The 19,285-nt window shown below is 46.3% G+C and carries 19 protein-coding genes; 13 read left to right on the forward strand and 6 right to left on the reverse strand.

The genetic code is table 11. The annotated features are described in order from the left end of the window. The first annotated feature begins 4 nt into the window (after positions 1-4). Positions 5-568 (forward strand): LysM-like peptidoglycan-binding domain-containing protein, encoded by a 564-nt coding sequence (locus tag AKJ31_RS16110; protein WP_053410111.1) that lies wholly within the window; start codon positions 5-7, stop codon positions 566-568. A 3-nt stretch (positions 569-571) separates the two neighbouring features. Here the strand turns inward: AKJ31_RS16110 and AKJ31_RS16115 are convergent, their stop codons facing one another. The 4 genes from AKJ31_RS16115 to cpdB form a co-directional block, all read right to left on the reverse strand. Continuing rightward, on the reverse strand, positions 572-1,423 hold the full coding sequence (locus AKJ31_RS16115; protein ID WP_053410112.1) for a DMT family transporter: 852 nt from the start codon (positions 1,421-1,423) through the stop codon (positions 572-574). Between the two features lie 9 nt (positions 1,424-1,432). Further along, a complete protein-coding gene (locus AKJ31_RS16120) occupies positions 1,433-1,885 on the reverse strand; it encodes a GNAT family N-acetyltransferase (RefSeq protein ID WP_053410113.1) in 453 nt (150 codons plus the stop codon). Between the two features lie 69 nt (positions 1,886-1,954). Then, positions 1,955-2,518 (reverse strand): Crp/Fnr family transcriptional regulator, encoded by a 564-nt coding sequence (locus tag AKJ31_RS16125; protein WP_053410134.1) that lies wholly within the window; start codon positions 2,516-2,518, stop codon positions 1,955-1,957. 110 nt (positions 2,519-2,628) lie between these two features. Then, entirely contained in the window at positions 2,629-4,590 is a 1,962-nt protein-coding gene (cpdB, locus tag AKJ31_RS16130; protein WP_053410114.1) for a 2',3'-cyclic-nucleotide 2'-phosphodiesterase, read from the reverse strand. Between the two features lie 261 nt (positions 4,591-4,851). Here cpdB and cobA point away from each other — a divergent pair, with 261 nt between their 5' ends. The 5 genes from cobA to cysC are packed head-to-tail and all read left to right on the forward strand — an operon-like array spanning position 4,852 to position 10,514. Further along, positions 4,852-5,721: a uroporphyrinogen-III C-methyltransferase gene (cobA, locus tag AKJ31_RS16135; protein ID WP_053410135.1), complete on the forward strand. Its 870-nt coding sequence runs from the start codon at positions 4,852-4,854 to the stop codon at positions 5,719-5,721. 27 nt (positions 5,722-5,748) lie between these two features. Beyond that, a complete protein-coding gene (gene cysD / locus AKJ31_RS16140; RefSeq protein ID WP_281173358.1) occupies positions 5,749-6,684 on the forward strand; it encodes a sulfate adenylyltransferase subunit CysD in 936 nt (311 codons plus the stop codon). 20 nt (positions 6,685-6,704) lie between these two features. Beyond that, positions 6,705-8,132, forward strand: a complete 1,428-nt coding sequence (gene cysN, locus AKJ31_RS16145) for a sulfate adenylyltransferase subunit CysN (protein WP_053410116.1) — start codon at positions 6,705-6,707, stop codon at positions 8,130-8,132. Positions 8,133-8,159: 27 nt separating this feature from the next. After that, complete coding sequence (locus AKJ31_RS16150; RefSeq protein ID WP_053410117.1) at positions 8,160-9,884, forward strand: SLC13 family permease; 1,725 nt, start codon at positions 8,160-8,162, stop codon at positions 9,882-9,884. Positions 9,885-9,896: 12 nt separating this feature from the next. Beyond that, positions 9,897-10,514, forward strand: coding sequence for an adenylyl-sulfate kinase (gene cysC / locus AKJ31_RS16155; protein ID WP_053410118.1), 618 nt, complete (start codon positions 9,897-9,899; stop codon positions 10,512-10,514). A gap of 48 nt (positions 10,515-10,562) precedes the next feature. Here the strand turns inward: cysC and AKJ31_RS16160 are convergent, their stop codons facing one another. Beyond that, a complete protein-coding gene (locus AKJ31_RS16160) occupies positions 10,563-11,024 on the reverse strand; it encodes a chemotaxis protein CheX (protein ID WP_053410119.1) in 462 nt (153 codons plus the stop codon). A 25-nt stretch (positions 11,025-11,049) separates the two neighbouring features. Then, the gene (gene zur / locus AKJ31_RS16165) at positions 11,050-11,505 is read right to left on the reverse strand and encodes a zinc uptake transcriptional repressor Zur (RefSeq protein WP_053410120.1); all 456 of its coding nucleotides are present in this window, start codon (positions 11,503-11,505) and stop codon (positions 11,050-11,052) included. Positions 11,506-11,858: 353 nt separating this feature from the next. Here zur and dusA point away from each other — a divergent pair, with 353 nt between their 5' ends. The 7 genes from dusA to AKJ31_RS16200 all read left to right on the forward strand — a co-directional run bounded on the left by dusA (position 11,859) and on the right by AKJ31_RS16200 (position 18,888). Beyond that, entirely contained in the window at positions 11,859-12,854 is a 996-nt protein-coding gene (gene dusA / locus AKJ31_RS16170) for a tRNA dihydrouridine(20/20a) synthase DusA (protein WP_281173359.1), read from the forward strand. 158 nt (positions 12,855-13,012) lie between these two features. After that, positions 13,013-13,225 (forward strand): envelope stress response protein PspG, encoded by a 213-nt coding sequence (gene pspG / locus AKJ31_RS16175; RefSeq protein ID WP_053410121.1) that lies wholly within the window; start codon positions 13,013-13,015, stop codon positions 13,223-13,225. 139 nt (positions 13,226-13,364) lie between these two features. Next, entirely contained in the window at positions 13,365-14,027 is a 663-nt protein-coding gene (locus tag AKJ31_RS16180; protein ID WP_053410122.1) for a TIGR04219 family outer membrane beta-barrel protein, read from the forward strand. Positions 14,028-14,174: 147 nt separating this feature from the next. Next, positions 14,175-14,405, forward strand: coding sequence for a hypothetical protein (locus AKJ31_RS16185; RefSeq protein WP_053410123.1), 231 nt, complete (start codon positions 14,175-14,177; stop codon positions 14,403-14,405). Positions 14,406-14,529: 124 nt separating this feature from the next. Beyond that, positions 14,530-16,386, forward strand: a complete 1,857-nt coding sequence (locus AKJ31_RS16190) for an assimilatory sulfite reductase (NADPH) flavoprotein subunit (protein ID WP_053410124.1) — start codon at positions 14,530-14,532, stop codon at positions 16,384-16,386. Beyond that, complete coding sequence (cysI, locus tag AKJ31_RS16195) at positions 16,386-18,119, forward strand: assimilatory sulfite reductase (NADPH) hemoprotein subunit (RefSeq protein ID WP_053410125.1); 1,734 nt, start codon at positions 16,386-16,388, stop codon at positions 18,117-18,119. Before AKJ31_RS16190 ends, cysI begins: the two co-directional genes overlap by 1 nt. Next, entirely contained in the window at positions 18,112-18,888 is a 777-nt protein-coding gene (locus tag AKJ31_RS16200; protein ID WP_053410126.1) for a phosphoadenylyl-sulfate reductase, read from the forward strand. Before cysI ends, AKJ31_RS16200 begins: the two co-directional genes overlap by 8 nt. Positions 18,889-19,285: the final 397 nt, after the last annotated feature.

Raw genomic sequence — 19,285 nt, forward strand, 5'->3', positions numbered from 1 at the left:
TGCGATGAATCGCAGAAAGAAAAAGAAGCAGCAAAACGTAGATTATATTGAGCTCATTAAGCAGAAATGGTCTTCGATAGATTGGTCAGAAATCAAAGATAAGATCCAACAAAACTGGAATCGACTGCCTAAGTTGCATCAGCGCGCATTGATGGTATTAGCGCCTATCGTTCTTCTACTGCTGTTGATTCCTTTTCCTGATTCAAAGCAGGAAGTCACGCCATCTACGCCACAACGAGTAGAGATTGATATCAACACTTCCGGTTTAAGTGAACAGACGATCGCGGGTGAAACTGAGTTAACCTCAAAAGAGTGGCAGGAATACGAAGTGAAAAGTGGCGACACATTGGCGCAAGTATTTCGCAGCAATGGCTTACCGATGGCCGATTTGAATGCGTTAGTAAAAGTTGAAGGCAATGACAAGCCGCTTAGCTATATCAAGCAAGGCCAGTTAGTGCGCTATAAACTGACCGAAGAGGGTAAATTGGATATCTTACAGTTAGAGAAAAGTGGCCAATCGGTGATGTTCTTCCGTTTATCGGACGGTGGATTCGGTCGCAGCAAATAACTACTACTTTGTCGCTCTGCGCACTCTTAGCGAATGCCAAGGGATCAGTGGAGCGACAATCATCAAAATTCCTACCGCAGTTAGCCAGTCAGGCACTTCATCAAACCACATCACGCCAAAGAGTGTTACAAACAGCAGCCCGGAGTTCTCTGCCACTGCGATATTCCCAGCTTGTGCCTTTTGGTAAGCGGCCACCGCTAAGCCGTTGTACAGCAAAATCAAACTCGCACTGCCAAGAATCAATAACAAAACGTGGGAATCTATTGGCGTCCAATTAACTAAAGCGACGCTTGCGGTAAGTGGCAATGACAACACACTGGTCCAAAACAGTGTCGTGACGATCGATTGTTCGACAGGTAATTGACGTGCGGTAATGTTGAATAACGCAATAGTCATCGCGGTTCCTAGAGCGAAAACAGCCGCCCAGTGAAACTCTGACGGTCTGAGCACCACCAGCACACCTACAAAACCTATGATGGTGGCGATGACTTTGCCAAGCGGTGGCGTTTCTTTCAACAACAAGGTTGAGAGTGGCAGCATCAGTAGCGGCGCCGCGTAGAAAATCGCGTTGGCGGTTGCCAGCGGGAGGTGCGTTACCGCCACGACCATGCAGCCACTACCGATGATCAGAATATGAGCGCGAAAAATATTGAGTATCGGTTTGCGTAGCCTTCGTTGCTCAGACGGTTGTCGTAACCACAGTGGCAAAATCACTAACGCTGACAGTAACTGACGAATAAACACATATTGATATACAGGCACGCCACCATCGAGAATTTTCACCGCAACATCGGATAAAGAGGCGGCTAAATTCCCGATGACCAATAATAAAATTGCCAAGTAGTGAGGGGACACGAACGGGTCTTACTTAGACAGCTTCATATCGATATGGGGGATATCGTCTTCGAGATACATTGCTGAAGTTGCAACAAAACCATGTTGAGCGTAAAAGTCAGCGAGGTGCTCTTGCGCACCGATCTCGATATCCGATTGAGGCCAAAGGTGTTCACAACCAGCCAAAGCTTGCTGAATCAACTGATGGCCAAGACCACCACCACGATGTGTTTGCTTAGTTGCGACGCGTCCAATACTGACAGAAGGGTAGCTTACGCCTTTAGGTAATAAACGCGCACAAGCTATCAGTTCATCCTCTTTATATCCCAACAGGTGATGCACTTGCGGAAGACAATCTTTACCATCCAGCTCTGGGTAAGGACAAGTTTGCTCGACGACGAATACATCTACTCGCAGTTGGAGTAATTGATAAAGTTGCTGCGTAGTCAGTTGAGTAAACGGGACAAGTTGCCAGTGGATCATATCGCTCTCAAAGATAAACAAAAGTCTCTGAAAATTAACAGGCTAGCGAACAAAAGGCATTAACAATTGTTAACTTTGTGCGCGCTTTTTAATCCGGCTCAAACTGATCGGCGTAATACCCAAATAGGCCGCGATTTGGTAGTCGTTTAAGCGTTCGAGTAGCTCTGGATAATGCTGGCAGAACAATTCGTAGCGTTGCTCGGGGCTGTATAGCAGCATAAAACGCTCTTTGTTTTCTTTATACATCAGTTGGGTTTCAAGCAGCTTGAGGTAGACGCTGTGTTTCTGTTCGCGCCAAGCTCGCAGTGTTTCAACTGGCAGCGTAATCAAGGTGCAAGGCGTCAATGATTCCAAAAGATACGGCGAGGCTTGCTGTTTTATCAGGCTCTCAAATCCAATGATCCAATCGTTCTCCCAATAAAACTCTTTACTGAACTCTTTGCCTTTGTCGGTCAGATAGGCTGAGTGACAGATACCCTCTAGCAGGAAGAATATCTCCTCTGCGACTTGGCCTTGGTGCAACAAGATATGACGAGTCGGCAGTTCAATTAACTGCGCAGAATGGGTCAGTTGCTCAATCTCTTGAGGGTTAAAACCGTTGTCAGTGAGTTGTTGTTGGAAACGTTCAAACATGGCGAGTAACAGGTGAGTAAAACAGTGCTCTGATTTTACCGCACTTTTGGTCATCACGAGGATGAAAAAAGCCGCGACGGTTATCGCGGCTTGGGAGGATATCTTACCAATTATTTTTGCAAGTCGATTTGGTAGACCGCAAAACCGACATCGTCGGTAGCGACGTGTTTCATCGGGTATTGGCCTTTTGCTTTGATGAAGTCAGCGGCTTTTTCGCTTGGAGAAGTTTCAAAGCGAATATCCAACGCTTTCTCCGATTGAATCGGCGCAAACGACCAGTTGTTGTCCGCACTTGGTGCAAACTCGCCATTTTCTTGGCTCACGCGAGTAATGTAGGCAGCAATCACAGAGCGGTTTTCGTCTGGTGAATCGAACGCAACGAAGTCAGAGCCTGTGCCCGGGAACTTATTGCTGTACGCACGGTAGTTATTGGTCGCGATGATGAAGTCTTGCTTCATGTCGATCGGTTTTCCTTGGTAGGTTAAACCAACGATACGCTGCGCGTCTGGGTTGACGACTTTACAGTCACCATCGTACTTCGCTGGCTGGGTCACGTCGATTTGGTAAGTCAGACCATCAATCACGTCAAAGTTGTAAGTGCGGAAGCCATCCCAGTCGATAAGACTTTGAGGTGCGGTGCTGTTGATGTCGATTTGTTTGAATTGACCCGCGCTGCATTCCAACCACTCTTTGACTTCTTTACCGGTTACTTTCATCGCCACTAGGGTGTTCGGGTAGAGGTAAAGGTCGGCTGCGTTGCGGAACGTTAGCTGTCCTGATTCGACTTCGGTGAAGTTTGCTGGGTCATTCTTACGGCCACCGGCTTTAAACGGTGCGGCTGCTGACAACACAGGGATATCGGCCAAGTCTGGATCACCTTGGATAAAACGTTCTACGTAATCTTTTTGTGCGAGGTTAACGATCTGTACTGTTGGGTCGTCTTGCACGAGTGCTAAGAAGCTGTACATCACATCATTGGCTTTGCCAATTGGCTGATTAACAAATTCACGCGTCCCTTTATGGTCAGCTTCAAGTGCTTTAACGATTCCCGCATCGGCTTCTGCCAGCGGTTTCTGGGCGCTTTTATCGTAAATAGGTCGGGCTTCAGACTGTGCAGTTACTACCTGCCACTGACCATTTTGCTCTTTTAGCTCAAGGTCAATCACACCTACATGGCTACCCCAACGTCCCGGCATCACCGCGGCTACACCGTTGATGGTGCCTTTCTGATTATCAACACCTGGAATGTTGTCAAAACCTTTACCCGGGAACACCGCGTGAGAGTGGCCAAAGGCAATCGCATCGATGCCTTCTACTTCAGATAAGTAGTAAGTGGAGTTTTCTGCACCGACTTTATGTGGGTCAGACGAGACACCAGAGTGAGGAATCGCCACGATCACATCCGCGCCCGCCGCTTTCATTTCTGGGACCAGTTTTTGTGCGGTTTCTTTGATGTCTTTGGCAAACACTTTGCCTTCTAAATTCTTCTTATCCCACACCATGATTTGCGGTGGAACGAAACCAATGTAGCCCACTTTAATTTCGTGTTCAGCACCGTCGACATCTTTAAAAGTGTGCGTTTTGATGATGTAAGGTTTGAAGTAATGTTCACCCGTTTTCTTATCAAATACGTTAGCGTTTACATACGGGAAATCAGCGTCGTTAAGGGTTTCTGCGAGGAACTCTAAACCATAGTTAAATTCGTGGTTACCAATATTGCCTACATCGTAGTCAAGCGTATTCATCGCTTTATAAACAGGATGGACTTCGCCTTTTTCGATGCCTTTCGCAGCCATGTAGTCACCCATTGGGCTTCCTTGAATCAGGTCGCCGTTGTCGACTAATACGCTGTTTTCCACTTCCGCTCGGGCTTGTTTAACCAAAGTAGCAGCGCGAGTCAGACCAATCTTTTGGCTTGGTTTGTCTTTGTAGTAATCGTAATCCATCACGTTGGTATGGATGTCAGTTGTCTCGACAATACGTAGTTTGATGGTATCAGCCATTGCTGGACCAGCCATGGTCAGCATCCCACCCAAGACTGCTAAAGAAAGAGGTTTCACTGCTAATTTCATTTTTAAGCTCCGATAGCGTTTGTTAGCACCATGCTTAATGTAACAAAATGATATGAAACGATGATTTCAGTGAGTCGTAAAGTGTGATCTAACATGTTGGTTATACTGGACTCTGCTGACAATCTCTCAAAAATCTCTCGTCTATATTCTTCCTCTGTATGTTGTCTTATTAATAAATAGTATAAAAAATGAAATTTTAGAATTTCAGGTAATATGTATTGAACGCCATAATGCCCTCATTAACAGAAAGAGGATGACATGATGGCGAGTAAGGATACGGTTTCTCAGTTTCCTCTGAGTAATCCACACAAGCAGCGCAATGAACAAACAAACTTAAACTCGATTGGTAGCAGTTTGCTTGGCCATGGCGAAGTCGCGCTAGTGGGCTCAGGACCGGGCGACGTTGAGTTACTGACATTAAAGGCGCTGCGTTTTTTACAACAAGCAGACGTTGTGCTGTTTGACTACCTTGTCTCCGATGAAATCATGTCTCTTGTGCCTAGCGACACTATCCAAGTTTGTGTGGGTAAACGCGCAGGTCACCACAGTGTTCCTCAAGAAAAAACCAACCAGTTATTGGTCGACTTTGCCAAGCAAGGTCATCGCGTGGTGCGCATCAAAGGCGGCGATCCATTCATTTTTGGTCGTGGCGGTGAAGAGTTAGAAGTTTTAGCAGATGCGGGCATTTCATTTCATGTTGTCCCTGGAATTACCGCCGCTGCAGGTGCGACCGCGTATGCCGGGATTCCGCTCACCCATCGCGATTTTGCTCAGTCAGCGATGTTTATTACCGGACACTTGAAAGCAGAGAGCGACCAAATGGATTGGTCGACACTGGCGCGTGGCAACCAAACCTTAGTTATCTATATGGGCTTGATGAAGTCTGAGTACATTCAAGCCCAGTTAATTGAACACGGACGTAATCCAAACACACCGATCGCCATTATTGAGCGCGGGACACAAGCAACCCAAAAGGTATTTAAAGGTCAGCTTGCTCAACTCGCTGAACTTGCCCAAGGCGCGCAGTCACCGTCGCTAATCGTAATCGGAGAAGTCGTATCACTGTCAGAAAAGCTGGCGTGGTTCTCGACTTCACAGCAGGCAGATGAGCAGCAACGCCAATTTGCCTAACACCAAATTTTGACTAGTCAGAAGCTCATTAAGAGTCGTAAAGGAAGCCCTAACATGGACCAAGAACGATTAACCCATTTGAAGCAGTTGGAAGCGGAGAGTATCCATATCATCCGTGAAGTCGCTGCTGAATTTGATAACCCAGTGATGATGTATTCCATCGGTAAGGATTCATCAGTCATGCTGCATCTTGCACGTAAAGCGTTTTACCCAGGCAAGATTCCTTTCCCGCTTCTACACGTTGATACGGATTGGAAATTCAAAGAGATGATCGAGTTCCGTGACCGTACGGCAGAAAAATACGGCTTTGAGCTTTTGGTTCACAAGAACCCAGAAGGTTTGGCAATGGGCATCAGCCCGTTTGAGCATGGTTCGTCAAAGCACACCGACATCATGAAAACTCAAGGCCTGAAGCAAGCGCTGAACAAATACGGTTTTGACGCTGCATTCGGCGGGGCGCGTCGTGATGAAGAAAAATCGCGTGCGAAAGAGCGTGTTTACTCGTTCCGCGACAAGAACCACACCTGGGATCCTAAGAATCAACGTCCAGAGCTTTGGCGTACTTACAACGGCCAAATCAATAAAGGCGAAAGCATCCGTGTATTCCCACTATCTAACTGGACTGAGCTAGATATCTGGCAATACATCTACTTAGAAAATATCGAGATCGTACCGCTTTATCTTTCAGAGAAGCGTCCGGTAGTAGAGCGTGACGGCATGTTGATCATGGTCGACGACGAGCGAATGAAGCTACAACCAGGCGAGAAAATTGAAGAGAAAAGCGTTCGCTTCCGTACGTTGGGTTGTTACCCACTGACTGGTGCGATCGAATCAGAAGCCAACACGCTGACAGGCATTATCGAAGAGATGCTGGTTGCAACATCGAGTGAACGTCAGGGCCGAGCGATCGACCACGATCAGTCAGGATCGATGGAGCTGAAAAAGCGTCAGGGTTACTTCTAAACAGGATCTAAGGAAAGAAAATGAATAGCGCAGTAGAAGCTCAATTAGCAGAGCTAGGTATCGAAGGCTACCTCAAACAGCACCAATACAAGTCACTACTTAGATTCTTAACGTGTGGCTCAGTCGATGATGGCAAAAGTACTCTGATCGGTCGTTTGCTGCATGACTCAAAACAAATTTATGAAGATCAACTAGCAGCCGTTCACTCAGACAGCCAACGTGTGGGAACAACGGGTGAGCGACCAGACTTAGCTTTATTGGTTGATGGCCTACAAGCCGAGCGTGAGCAAGGGATCACGATTGATGTGGCTTACCGTTACTTCTCAACTCAGAAGCGTAAGTTCATCATTGCCGATACGCCGGGACACGAGCAGTACACGCGTAACATGGCGACGGGTGCGTCGACGTGTGATCTGGCGGTGATCTTGATTGATGCGCGTAAAGGCGTACTTGATCAAACGCGTCGTCATTCATTCATTTCGAACTTGCTTGGTCTGAAGCACTTTATCGTTGCGGTTAACAAGATGGATCTTGTCGACTACTCACAGCAGCGTTTTGAAGAGATTCGTGAAGAGTATTTAGAGTTCTCTAAGCACTTGCAAGGCGAAACAGATATTCAAATCATTCCGCTGTCTGCACTGGAAGGCGACAACGTGGTCGAAGCCAGCGCAAACATGACATGGTTTGAAGGCCCGTCATTGCTTGAGCTGTTAGAGAATGTTGATGTAGACCGCGAGAAGAAAGTCGGTGAATTCCGCTTCCCGGTACAGTACGTCAATCGTCCTAACCTTGATTTCCGCGGTTTTGCGGGCACGGTTGCCGGCGGTGAAGTGAAAGTGGGCGACCGCATTAAAGCGCTCCCTTCGGGCAAAACGTCGACTGTCGCGCGCATCGTAACATTCGATGGCGATCTCGATAAAGCGCAGGCAGGTCTTGCGGTCACTCTGACTCTAGAAGACGAAATCGATATCAGCCGTGGTGACTTGATCGTGTTGGAAGACTCAAAAGTCGAGTCAAGCAACCATCTGCTCGCCGATGTGGTTTGGATGACAGAGCAACCATTGCAACCGGGTCGCGAGTACGACATCAAGATTGCGGGTAAGAAGACTGTTGGTCGTGCAGAGGCGATTCGTCATCAATACGACATCAACAATTTGTCGACACACAGTGCGGCTGAGCTACCTCTGAATGGCATTGGTCTGTGTGAACTAACACTGAACGAGTCAGTGGCCTTGGATCACTACCTCGAGTGTCAAGATACCGGTGGTTTCATCATTATCGACCGTTTATCTAATGTGACGGTTGGGGCGGGGCTAGTACGTGAAAGTCTAACCCAAGTTGAAACACAAGCAGGTGATATCTCAGCGTTTGAACTAGAGCTGAATGCGCTTGTACGTAAACATTTCCCGCATTGGGAAGCGAAAGACATCAGTCAGTTACTTAAATAAGTACTCACTTACTGACAAGGAAGAGTTATGTGGCAACAAGGTTTTGTGTTGGCGTTGTTACTGGGGACAGTAACCTGCCTATTAACAACACGCATTAAACCGAGCTTCATTTTTGCTGGCGCGGCATTTATTGCTTTTATGGCTGGCATGATTGAAGTCGGCGATGTTGCCACTAACTTTACCAACTCTTCGCTGGTGACGCTGGTGCTACTGATCGTAGCGTCGGCGGCGCTGGAAAAAACCATGCTGATAAGCTGGGTGAGCCGCTCTTTATCAACCGGCTGTTTAGGCACTGTGGTCGCCAAATTGGGATTATCGACCGCTTTTTTGTCGTCATTCACCAATAATACTGCGGTAGTGATTTCACTGATCAGTGCGATTAAACGTAACCAGCAACACGCGCCGTCCAAGTTGTTGATCCCGCTATCTTATACGGCGATCTTAGGCGGTACTCTTACCCTGATCGGCACTTCGACCAACTTGATCATCAACAGTTTTGTTGAAGATGCAGGATTGCCAAGTTTAGGCTTTTTTTCTCCGACGATGATCGGTTTATCGGTGCTGGTGGCGGGCTTGTTGATCCTGATCCCGCTGAGTTACCTTCTGCCGAGCTATGAAGATCAAAACCAAGAAGAGCTGTCTTACTTTCTAGAAGCGAAAGTCGAGCCGGGTTCACCGCTAGTCGGTCGTAGTATCAATGAGAATAACCTGCGCGCTCTGCGTAAGTTGTTCTTGGCTGAAGTCGTGCGTGACGGTAAAACCATCGCACCAGTTGAGCCAGACTTTGTCTTGCAGGCACGTGATAGCTTGTTGTTTTGTGGTGATGTTGAAAGCGTAGCAACACTGCAAGATATTCAAGGGCTGACGCTCTTTGGTCAGCACCATCTTAACGGCCAAAGCTTTGTCGAAGTAGTCGTGAGTTCTTCGGCGAGCTTTTGTAACAAGACCCTGAAATCGAGTCATTTCCGTGACCGTTTTGACGCGGTGGTTGTTGCAATCCGACGTGGACATGAACGACTACAAGGCGGCTTAGGTAATATTACCTTAAACGCTGGCGATACCTTGGTGTTGGTACCTGGTAAACGCTTTGAACAAGAACGTCGCGCGCACCGCAAAGAGTTTGTCGTTATCAACGACCTCGACTCCAGTGCTCGTTTAGATTCGCACAAATCAGCAATGGTTTTAGGTGGTTTCTGCGCGGTGATCGCATTTGCACTGCTTGGCTGGGTACCTCTGATCAAAGGTCTTTCGGTGTTTCTGTTGGTAGCTTTGTTTAGCGGTATCGTCCAACTCAGTGAACTGCGCCGCCGCTTCCCAATTGATATCGTGGTGATCGTTGGTTCAGCACTGTCGATCGCCCAATTGATGCTCTCATCTGGTTTGTCTGAAAGCTTAGGCCAGATGTTTATGGAGAGCTTTAACGGCTGGGGCGTCTTTGGTGCCTTAGTCGCGACTTATTTGTTAACGCTGGTTCTGACCGAGTTGGTCACCAATAATGCCGCGGCAGCTCTGGCATTTCCGCTGGGCTACAGTATGGCGATCAGCTACGGCGTAGACCCGATGCCGTTTATTATGGCGGTACTGTTCGGCGCTAGCGCAAGTTTTATCTCTCCTTACGGATACCAGACTAATCTATTGGTATACAGCGTAGGGAATTACAAAATTACTGACTACATAAGAGTAGGCATACCGATCTCTATCGTTTATTCGGTATTGGTACTAGCGCTTATTCCTCAGTTTTTCCCGTTTTAAAAGGATTGAATTATGACAACGGAAACGCCGATTAAAGACGAGAACATCGTTTGGCATCAGCACTCCATCGATAAAGAGTTCCGCGCTAAGTTAAAGCAGCAAAAACCAGTGATATTATGGTTTACGGGATTATCGGGTGCTGGTAAATCGACGGTTGCTGGTGCGTTGGAAAACAAGCTGGCCGAGCAGGGTTACCACACCTATTTGTTGGACGGTGATAACGTACGCCACGGTCTATGTAGTGACTTGGGTTTCTCTGAGCAAGACCGCCGTGAAAACATCCGTCGTATCGGTGAGCTAGCTAAGTTGATGGCTGACGCCGGACTGATTGTTCTGTCGGCGTTTATTTCTCCCCACCGCGCTGAGCGTCAGTTGGTCAGGGAAATGGTGCCAGAAGGTGAGTTTCTTGAAGTGTATGTCAATACATCGCTTGAAGTGTGCGAACAGCGTGACCCTAAAGGGCTGTATAAGAAAGCGCGAGCGGGAGAAATCCGCAACTTTACTGGTATTGATTCTGACTATGAAGCGCCAATCAATCCCGAAATTGACTTGTTAGCCGGAGAGAAGGCGATTGACGAGTTAGTAGACGATTGCATTCAAATACTTAAGCAACGCAATATCATCGCTTAAATAAAAAAGCTTCCGACATGGAAGCTTTTTTACTTTTCTCAATACTGTCTATTCAAAACAGATTTCAATGAAGGCATTACCCCATTGAGAGGTGAAAGGCATGATGATGATAGAGCCTTCACACTTGTGGCGAATGGTATGGCCTTTACCCGATACAATGATCGGCGTTGCCATATCAAAATCGAAGCCACTCTCTGCGAGAATGCGCTTTGCGCCGCCTGTGACCATATTCGTGATTTCACCGACCATATCGGTTACTTCATCATTCAGGCCATTTGGACGCTCACCAAGCATCTTGTGCATGATCTCTAGCGCCAGAGTTTCATCAAACGTAATTGACATTGAGCCACGTGTTTGCGGCCCCACCATACCAATCAAACCGGATACATCGCCACGTGCGATTTCATCTTTTTTGACTCTTGGTTTTTGTGGCTTTAACTCTAGTGCTGCCATCGTCTTTAGTACGTTCATCAACGAAGCTAAAAACGGGTTAACAAATTCAGCGCGCATAATTATCTACTATATTTTTCTTTCGCTAATCAGCCGAGCAAGCTTTACAAACCCCATGAGTCTCGATGACGTGGTTGGTGATCGTAAAATCATGCTTTGCTGCATTATCAACAAGTAAGGCTACCAAACTATCATCTTGAAGTTCAATAACGTTGCTGCATTTATCGCATATCAACAAATGCGAGTAATGTTTGTGTGCGTTACAAGAGCAACACTGGATGTAACTATTCGTTGATTCTACTCGATGGATGAAGCCTTGTTCGAGTAAAAAATCCAACGCTCTGTATACCGTAGGTGGCTTAGCTTGCGGTTCAACTTTTTGTAGCTCTTCCAGCAATTCATAAGCACTAAACGCTTTTGGACTTGAGCAGATAAGCTCAAAGACACGCTTGCGCTGCGTAGTCAGTCTAACTCCACGGGCTGCACAGATTTCTTCAATTTGTTTGACTAACTGATGGTCCAAACTATTCACCATTACTATTGGACATTGCTAATAATATACCATTTATTGAATTATATCGTTGCTTCATAGAGTAATTCTGATGGATCGCTCAATAAGGTATATCGGAACATTTGTTCAATAAGTTTTACGGCACTTGCTAGTGACAGCGTAAACCCATTGATTGCAGGACATTAAACCAGTTTGCCACAGGATGAGAGATTGTTAATCACTGTGCCGCTCTGTAAATGTGCTTCTTCAGTGGTGTATAATACGCGATTACTTTGCAAAATTGCAGAAATTGTGAACTTTTAGAGCCCAGGCTCTATTCTAGGCTATTTCTGTGATCAGATTCCACCAAACCTAGACCTTATGAGGAATACTCAGTGTCTAACATCGATGTAAACAACGACTTTGCCTTACAGCGTTTTTCTATCGCACCCATGCTCGATTGGACAGATCGCCATTGCCGCTACTTCCATCGCCTGCTAACGAGCGAAACTTTGCTGTACACAGAGATGGTTACCACAGGGGCTATCATCCACGGTAAAGGGGACTTTCTTGCTTATAACGAAGAAGAGCATCCTGTCGCGCTTCAACTTGGTGGTTCAAATCCGCAAGACTTAGCAACCTGTGCCAAGTTAGCCGCAGAGCGTGGCTATGATGAAATCAACCTGAACGTTGGTTGCCCATCAGACCGAGTTCAAAATGGTCGCTTTGGTGCGTGTTTGATGGCAGAGCCGCAGCTGGTGGCTGACTGTATTGCAGCAATGAAAGAAGTTGTGGACGTGCCAGTAACCGTGAAAACGCGTATCGGTATCGATGACCAAGACTCATACGAGTTCTTAACCGACTTTGTTTCTATCGTTTCAGAGAAAGGTGGCTGTGAGCAGTTTACCATTCATGCTCGTAAGGCGTGGCTCTCTGGTCTTAGCCCAAAAGAAAACCGTGAAATTCCACCATTGGATTACCCGCGAGCTTATCAGCTAAAGAAAGACTTCTCGCATCTGACGATTGCGGTGAATGGTGGCGTTAAAACACTCGAAGAGACCAAAGAGCACCTTAAACACCTCGATGGCGTGATGGTGGGGCGTGAAGCTTACCAAAACCCATATATCCTTGCTGAGGTGGATCAACAGATCTTCGGTTTGGATAAGCCAATCAAGAAGCGCACCCAAGTGGTACAAGAGATGTACCCATACATCGAACAACAGTTGGCGAAAGGGGCATATCTTGGCCATATTACCCGTCATATGTTGGGCTTATTCCAAAATATGCCAGGAGCGCGTCAATGGCGTCGTTACATTAGTGAAAACGCGCATAAACCTGGCTCTGGTATTGAGGTGGTGGAAGCGGCATTAGCCAAAATTCCCAAAGAACTAGATGTGTAAAAATGACCACGCATAGTGGTTAAAATTACCAACATTGTTTTACAAAAGGTGCTCTTTAAGAGCGCCTTTTTATTTTTATTCATATTATTCAAGTGGATAGACTAATTTTAAATATTGGCATACATCCTGAAAGATAAAATGAAACAAAGGAGATGCGTATGTTTGAGTTAATCTTTATTTTGGTTTTCACCGCGACATTATTAGTGACTGGCGTCACTATGCTGACCGTTTTCGCGGGAATCGCGTTTGCTATGGTTGTTATGGTGTTGCTCGGTATGATTGGCGCGGTACTTAAGATACTGCCGTGGCTGATTGTGATTGCTCTTGGGGTTTGGTTCTTTAAATCCTTCGTTGTGCAGCCTAGATCATAGCGGGTGGCAAAAGAGAAATAGTTGCTGGCTTAAGCTGTGTGTATGGTAGAATCGGTGCATATCGTATACACATCTTCCCAGCATTATTAAGCTGTTATACAACGGAAGAGTTCAAGTTCCACACTGGAGAATCAATTTCATGGGCTTTAAAACCATTGCCATTTTAGCCGCCGCTGTTATGTCAGTATCTGCCTACGCAGAATCTTCGCTGACAACAAAGTTTGGAGCTGAAGGCTGGTGGACCAGAACAAAAGTCAATGAAGTAAATCGCGATAGAGACAGCACGCCAAGTTTCTATGCAGGAATAGAACACGATGTTAAGTTCCTACCAAACGCTCGCGTTCGCTACTCTTCAGTAGATGCAGACTACATGGCGTTTGATAAGTTAGATTTATCGCTTTATTACCGCATTTTAGAGCACGACTTGATGCGTTTTGATGCCGGTGTGACGGTCAGTGACCTTTCAAATACCTACTACCGCAACGCTGATACTCAAGCGGAAGTGAGCTTTGATGAGCTGATTTGGGCATTTTACGGCTATGCAGAGTTAAGCGTACCTAATACTAACTTTGATGTGATTGGTGAAATGAATTTTGGTGATTCTCAAGGTATCAAGAACACCGATCTGATGGCGGGTTTACAATACCGTATTGATGTCAAAGAGCGGCAACTGTTACTGAAAGGTGGTTATCGTGCGATCGACTTGGAGTCTGATGACTTCAAAGTGGTCGGCGAATCTGAGTTGGGCAAACCATTTATTTTCGCTCACGGTTGGTATGCTGGTGCAGAATACCGTTTCTAAGCTGATTTGGATTTTCTTTAAAACGTCGCTCGATATAGCGGCGTTTTTTTATACCCTTTGATTATATGTAAAATTATTCTTTAGCACTTTTCTCGGTTTGACCCATCCTTAATAAGGAGTCTTATATCTGGCAGAGAAAGGAATCTCATGACGATCACTGAGCTAAGAAACCTATTCAGAGAAAAACAGTTGGTAGAAGCCATTATTGAACCGTCAGCCCAAGAAGGCAGTTGGATAGTGGAGTTCAGGCATGCACGTGGTGGTTTGGTGCTACTGACCGATTCCCACGGTGAAGAATGTCACTACGGAGACTTAGACCTCGCCTCCAAATCAGCAATGGCGGTTGGCTTTAAACAAGTTCGAATCGAAGCCAAATAGTTCAATGAGTATTAATTAACCGCTCTTTACTTCCAAAAGTTATAAAACATTCACTTCTATTCTTTCTTGTTATTAAAGAGAGTGGTTAACCTATGCTCACGCAATGAATAGGGATGTCGTGACCATGTCTTTAAACAAGAATGTTCCCTCTCAAGGAAACACCTCACAAGAATTACCGTCAATTGCTGCTCCTCTCAATGATCAGCAGCTTGGCTCATTACAACAAACGGTAGCTGGTCTATCGTCACAACAGCTCGCTTGGGTGAGTGGTTATTTCTGGGGCTTAGCCCAGTCTCAACCTCAGACGGCTTCGGCGACAGCACCATTAACGCAAGCGGCCGCTGCGGTTGCAGCTCAACCTGCTGGTAAGCTAACCATTATCTTTGCCTCTCAAACGGGTAACGCAAAGGGTGTAGCAGAATCACTGGAGCAAGAAGCAAAAGCACAAGGTATTGACGTTGCGCTGTTTGACGCCAGTGATTACAAAGGCAAAAACCTAGCGAAGGAGACCCACGTGATCATCGTGGCGTCGACTAACGGCGAAGGTGAAGCTCCAGATAATGCCATCGAACTTCACGAGTTTTTGCAGTCAAAGAAAGCACCTAAGCTACCAAACCTGAAATACGGCGTGATCGGTTTAGGAGATTCGAGCTATGAGTTCTTCTGCCAAACTGGTAAAGACTTTGACACGTACTTATCGAAATTAGGTGCGACGCCATTTATTGACCGCGTAGATTGCGATGTTGATTACGAAGCGCCTGCATCAGAGTGGAAAGCGAAAGCGCTAGACAAAGTTAAAGATGATCTAGCGGCTGGCCCTCAGGCTGAAGTGGTACAACTACCAGTTGGTCAAGCGTCTGGCCATTCTCAGTACAACAAACAAAATCCATACACGGCGACGTTACTGACCAGCCAGAAAATCACTGGTCGAGATTCAGGTAAAGACGTGCGTCATGTAGAAATCGACCTTGAAGGTTCAGGTTTAACGTATCAACCAGGTGATGCGCTGGGTGTTTGGTTCGACAACAGCTCTGAGCTGGCCAACGCGATTCTTGGCAAAGTCGGTCTTTCCGGTGTAGAGAGTGTTGATGTCGATGGCGAAAGTATCTCTATTCATAGCGCTTTGGTTAGCAAGTTTGAGATCACGGCGTCTAACCCTCAACTAGTGACTAAGTTTGCCGAGCTATCAGGCAGCAAAAAGTTACAAAAGCTGGTGGAAGATAAAGACAAGCTACGTGAGTATGCGACGAATACCCAAGTGGTTGATGTCCTAGCGGAGAAGAAAACCAAGCTGTCAGCTGAAGAGCTAATTGGTTTGCTACGCCGTTTGACGCCACGCCTATATTCAATTGCTTCGAGCCAATCAGAAGTCGATGAAGAAGTGCACCTGACTGTTGGCTTGGTTGAGTACGACAAAGACGACGAAAAACGCTTTGGTGGCGCGTCGAGCTTTTTGACTCAGCGTCTAGAAGAAGGTGGTGAAGTGAAAGTGTTTGTTGAGAACAACAATAACTTCAAACTTCCTCAAGACGACAATACACCAATCATCATGGTTGGTCCTGGTACTGGTATTGCGCCATTCCGTAGCTTTATCCAAGAGCGCGATAACCGTGACGCAGAAGGCAAAAACTGGTTGTTCTTTGGTGACCGTACCTTTACTCAAGATTTCTTGTATCAGGTTGAATGGCAAAAGTACCTTAAGTCAGGATTATTGAGCCGTCTTGATGTCGCGTTTAGCCGTGACCAAGTAGAAAAAGTTTACGTGCAACACCGTATCCTAGAAAACGCAGCGCAAGTGTGGCAGTGGATTCAAGAAGGAGCCTACATCTACGTATGTGGTGATGCGACTCGTATGGCGAAAGACGTTCACGATGCCTTAGTTATCGTTGCTGAGCAAGAAGGTAAGATGCCACGCGATGATGCTGAACAATTTATTAATGACTTACGTAAAGCTAAACGTTACCAAAGGGATGTGTACTAATGACTTTTTCTATCGAAAATAATAAGCAGGTTGTATTAGGCGAAGAATTAGGACCACTTGCGGATAACGAGCGTCTAAAGAGAGAAAGTAATTTTTTACGCGGTACGATCGAGCAAGATTTGCAAGACCGTATCACGGGGGGGTTTACCGCTGATAACTTCCAACTGATTCGTTTCCACGGTATGTACCAGCAGGATGACCGCGATATTCGTAACGAACGTGCTAAGCAAAAGCTAGAGCCGCTACACAACGTTATGTTACGCGCTCGCATGCCTGGCGGCATCATCACTCCAATCCAGTGGTTGGCGATCGATAAGTTTGCAACAGAGCACTCTCTGTATGGAAGTATTCGTCTGACGACGCGTCAAACGTTCCAGTTCCATGGCGTATTGAAACCAAATATCAAGCTGATGCACCAAACGCTAAACAGCATCGGTATCGACTCAATTGCAACGGCGGGTGACGTTAACCGTAACGTATTGTGTACGACTAATCCAGTTGAATCAGAGTTGCACCAAGAAGCGTATGAGTGGGCGAAGAAGATCAGTGAGCATCTTCTACCTAAGACTCGTGCGTATGCGGAAATCTGGTTGGACGGTGAAAAAGTCGAAACGACTGACGAAGAGCCAATTCTAGGTAGCAACTACTTACCGCGTAAGTTCAAAACGACAGTAGTCATTCCACCGCAAAACGATGTTGACGTGCACGCGAACGACCTTAACTTCGTCGCAATTGCAGAAAACGGTAAGCTGGTGGGCTTTAATGTCCTAGTTGGTGGTGGTCTGGCAATGACTCACGGCGATACTTCGACTTACCCGCGCCGCGCTGATGACTTTGGGTTTATCCCACTAGAGAAAACACTCGATGTAGCTGCAGCTGTGGTTACCACTCAACGTGACTGGGGTAACCGTTCTAACCGTAAGAATGCGAAAACCAAGTACACTTTAGACCGTGTTGGTAGCGACGTATTTAAAGCTGAAGTTGAAAAGCGTGCTGGTATTACGTTCGAAACCAGCCGCCCTTATGAGTTTACAGAGCGTGGTGACCGTATTGGCTGGGTTGAAGGGATCGATGGCAAACATCACTTAACATTGTTCATTGAAAACGGCCGACTACTGGATTACCCAGGTAAACCGCTTAAAACAGGCGTTGCTGAAATTGCGAAGATCCACAAAGGTGACTTCCGCATGACCGCAAACCAGAATCTGATTGTTGCGGGTGTCGCTAAGAGCCAAAAAGCGAAGATCGAGAAGATCGCCGTTGAACACGGCTTGATGGACGAGTCTGTGAGCGAGCAGCGTAAGAACTCAATGGCGTGTGTCGCTTTCCCAACCTGTCCGCTGGCAATGGCCGAAGCCGAGCGCTTTTTACCTGAGTTTGTTACTGATGTGGAGGCTATCTTAGCCAAACACGGTTTGCCAAAAGAAGACAACATCATCTTACGTGTGACTGGCTGCCCGAACGGATGTGGTCGGGCGATGTTGGCTGAGATCGGTCTAGTCGGTAAAGCGCCAGGTCGCTACAACTTACACCTAGGTGGTAACCGTGGTGGTACGCGAGTACCGAAGATGTACAAAGAGAACATCACCGACAAACAGATCCTAGAAGAGATTGACCAACTGGTTGGTCGCTGGGCGAAAGAAAGAGAAGAAGGCGAATGCTTCGGTGACTTCACTATTCGTGCTGGCATCATTGAAGAAGTATTTGTGTCGAAGAGGGATTTCTATGCTTGATTCTGTAGCTTCAAAATTGGAGCTGGCAGAACTACTCAAACTCACCAAGACGGAGCAAATCCTCCGTCTTGCAGAAATCAATGTGAAGCTTGAGCAGTTGTCAGCGCAAGAACGAGTTGCTTGGGCGCTTGAAAACTTGGAAGGGGAGCATGTTGTATCGTCAAGCTTTGGTATTCAAGCTGCAGTAATGCTTCATCTAGTCACAGCGCAAAAGCCGGATACGCCTATTATTCTTACAGATACTGGTTATCTGTTTCCAGAGACATACCGTTTCATTGATTTATTGAGTGAACAACTGACTCTCAACCTCAAAGTGTACCGAGCTAAAGAAAGTGCTAACTGGCAGGAAGCTCGATACGGGCAACTTTGGGAGCAGGGGATTGAAGGTATCGAGAAATACAACAAGCTCAACAAAGTCGAGCCGATGCGCAGAGCTCTGGATGAGCTTAATGTTGGTACTTGGTTCTCTGGACTTCGCCGAGAGCAATCGAAGTCTCGTGCTGGTCTTCCGATCTTGTCGATCCAGAATGGTGTGTTTAAGTTCCTTCCGGTGATCGACTGGACGAACAAAGATATCCACTATTACTTAGAAGAGAACAACCTTCCTTACCACCCGCTATGGGATGAAGGTTACCTGTCTGTCGGCGATACCCATACCACTAAAAAATGGGAACCGGGCATGTCAGAAGAGGAAACACGTTTCTTCGGTCTAAAAAGAGAGTGTGGATTGCACGAAGAAGACGATGAACAACATGGTTCGGGTATTTAAATAGAAAGTTACTTCCATATAGATGATGAAAAGGTCGCTAAGGCGACCTTTTATTTTGGCTAAAAAACACGATCTGTGGATAACTCTGTGTGTATTGTGTTGGCTATATTGGGGTAAAGTTGGATAAATAAGGCTTTGAGTGAAAGTTGCGCGTTTAAGCGTTATTTTTGCAATTTTTTCAAAATAACGCTTGCCAATGTGATGGCGATCTCTATAATGCCTCCTCGTCGACAGGGCAAGGGCTCACAAGAGTTTGAAGCCAGTCAGACGGGCCAAAAAGAAAAAACGAAATAATTTGAAAAAAGTGTTTGACACTGAAGATTATCTCGCTAGAATGGCCGCCTCTTCCGAAGTGATGTAAGTCACAAAGAAGAGTAGCTCTTTAAAAATATAGACC

Source organism: Vibrio hepatarius (genome assembly GCF_001274785.1).
GTDB classification, from domain to species: domain Bacteria; phylum Pseudomonadota; class Gammaproteobacteria; order Enterobacterales; family Vibrionaceae; genus Vibrio; species Vibrio hepatarius.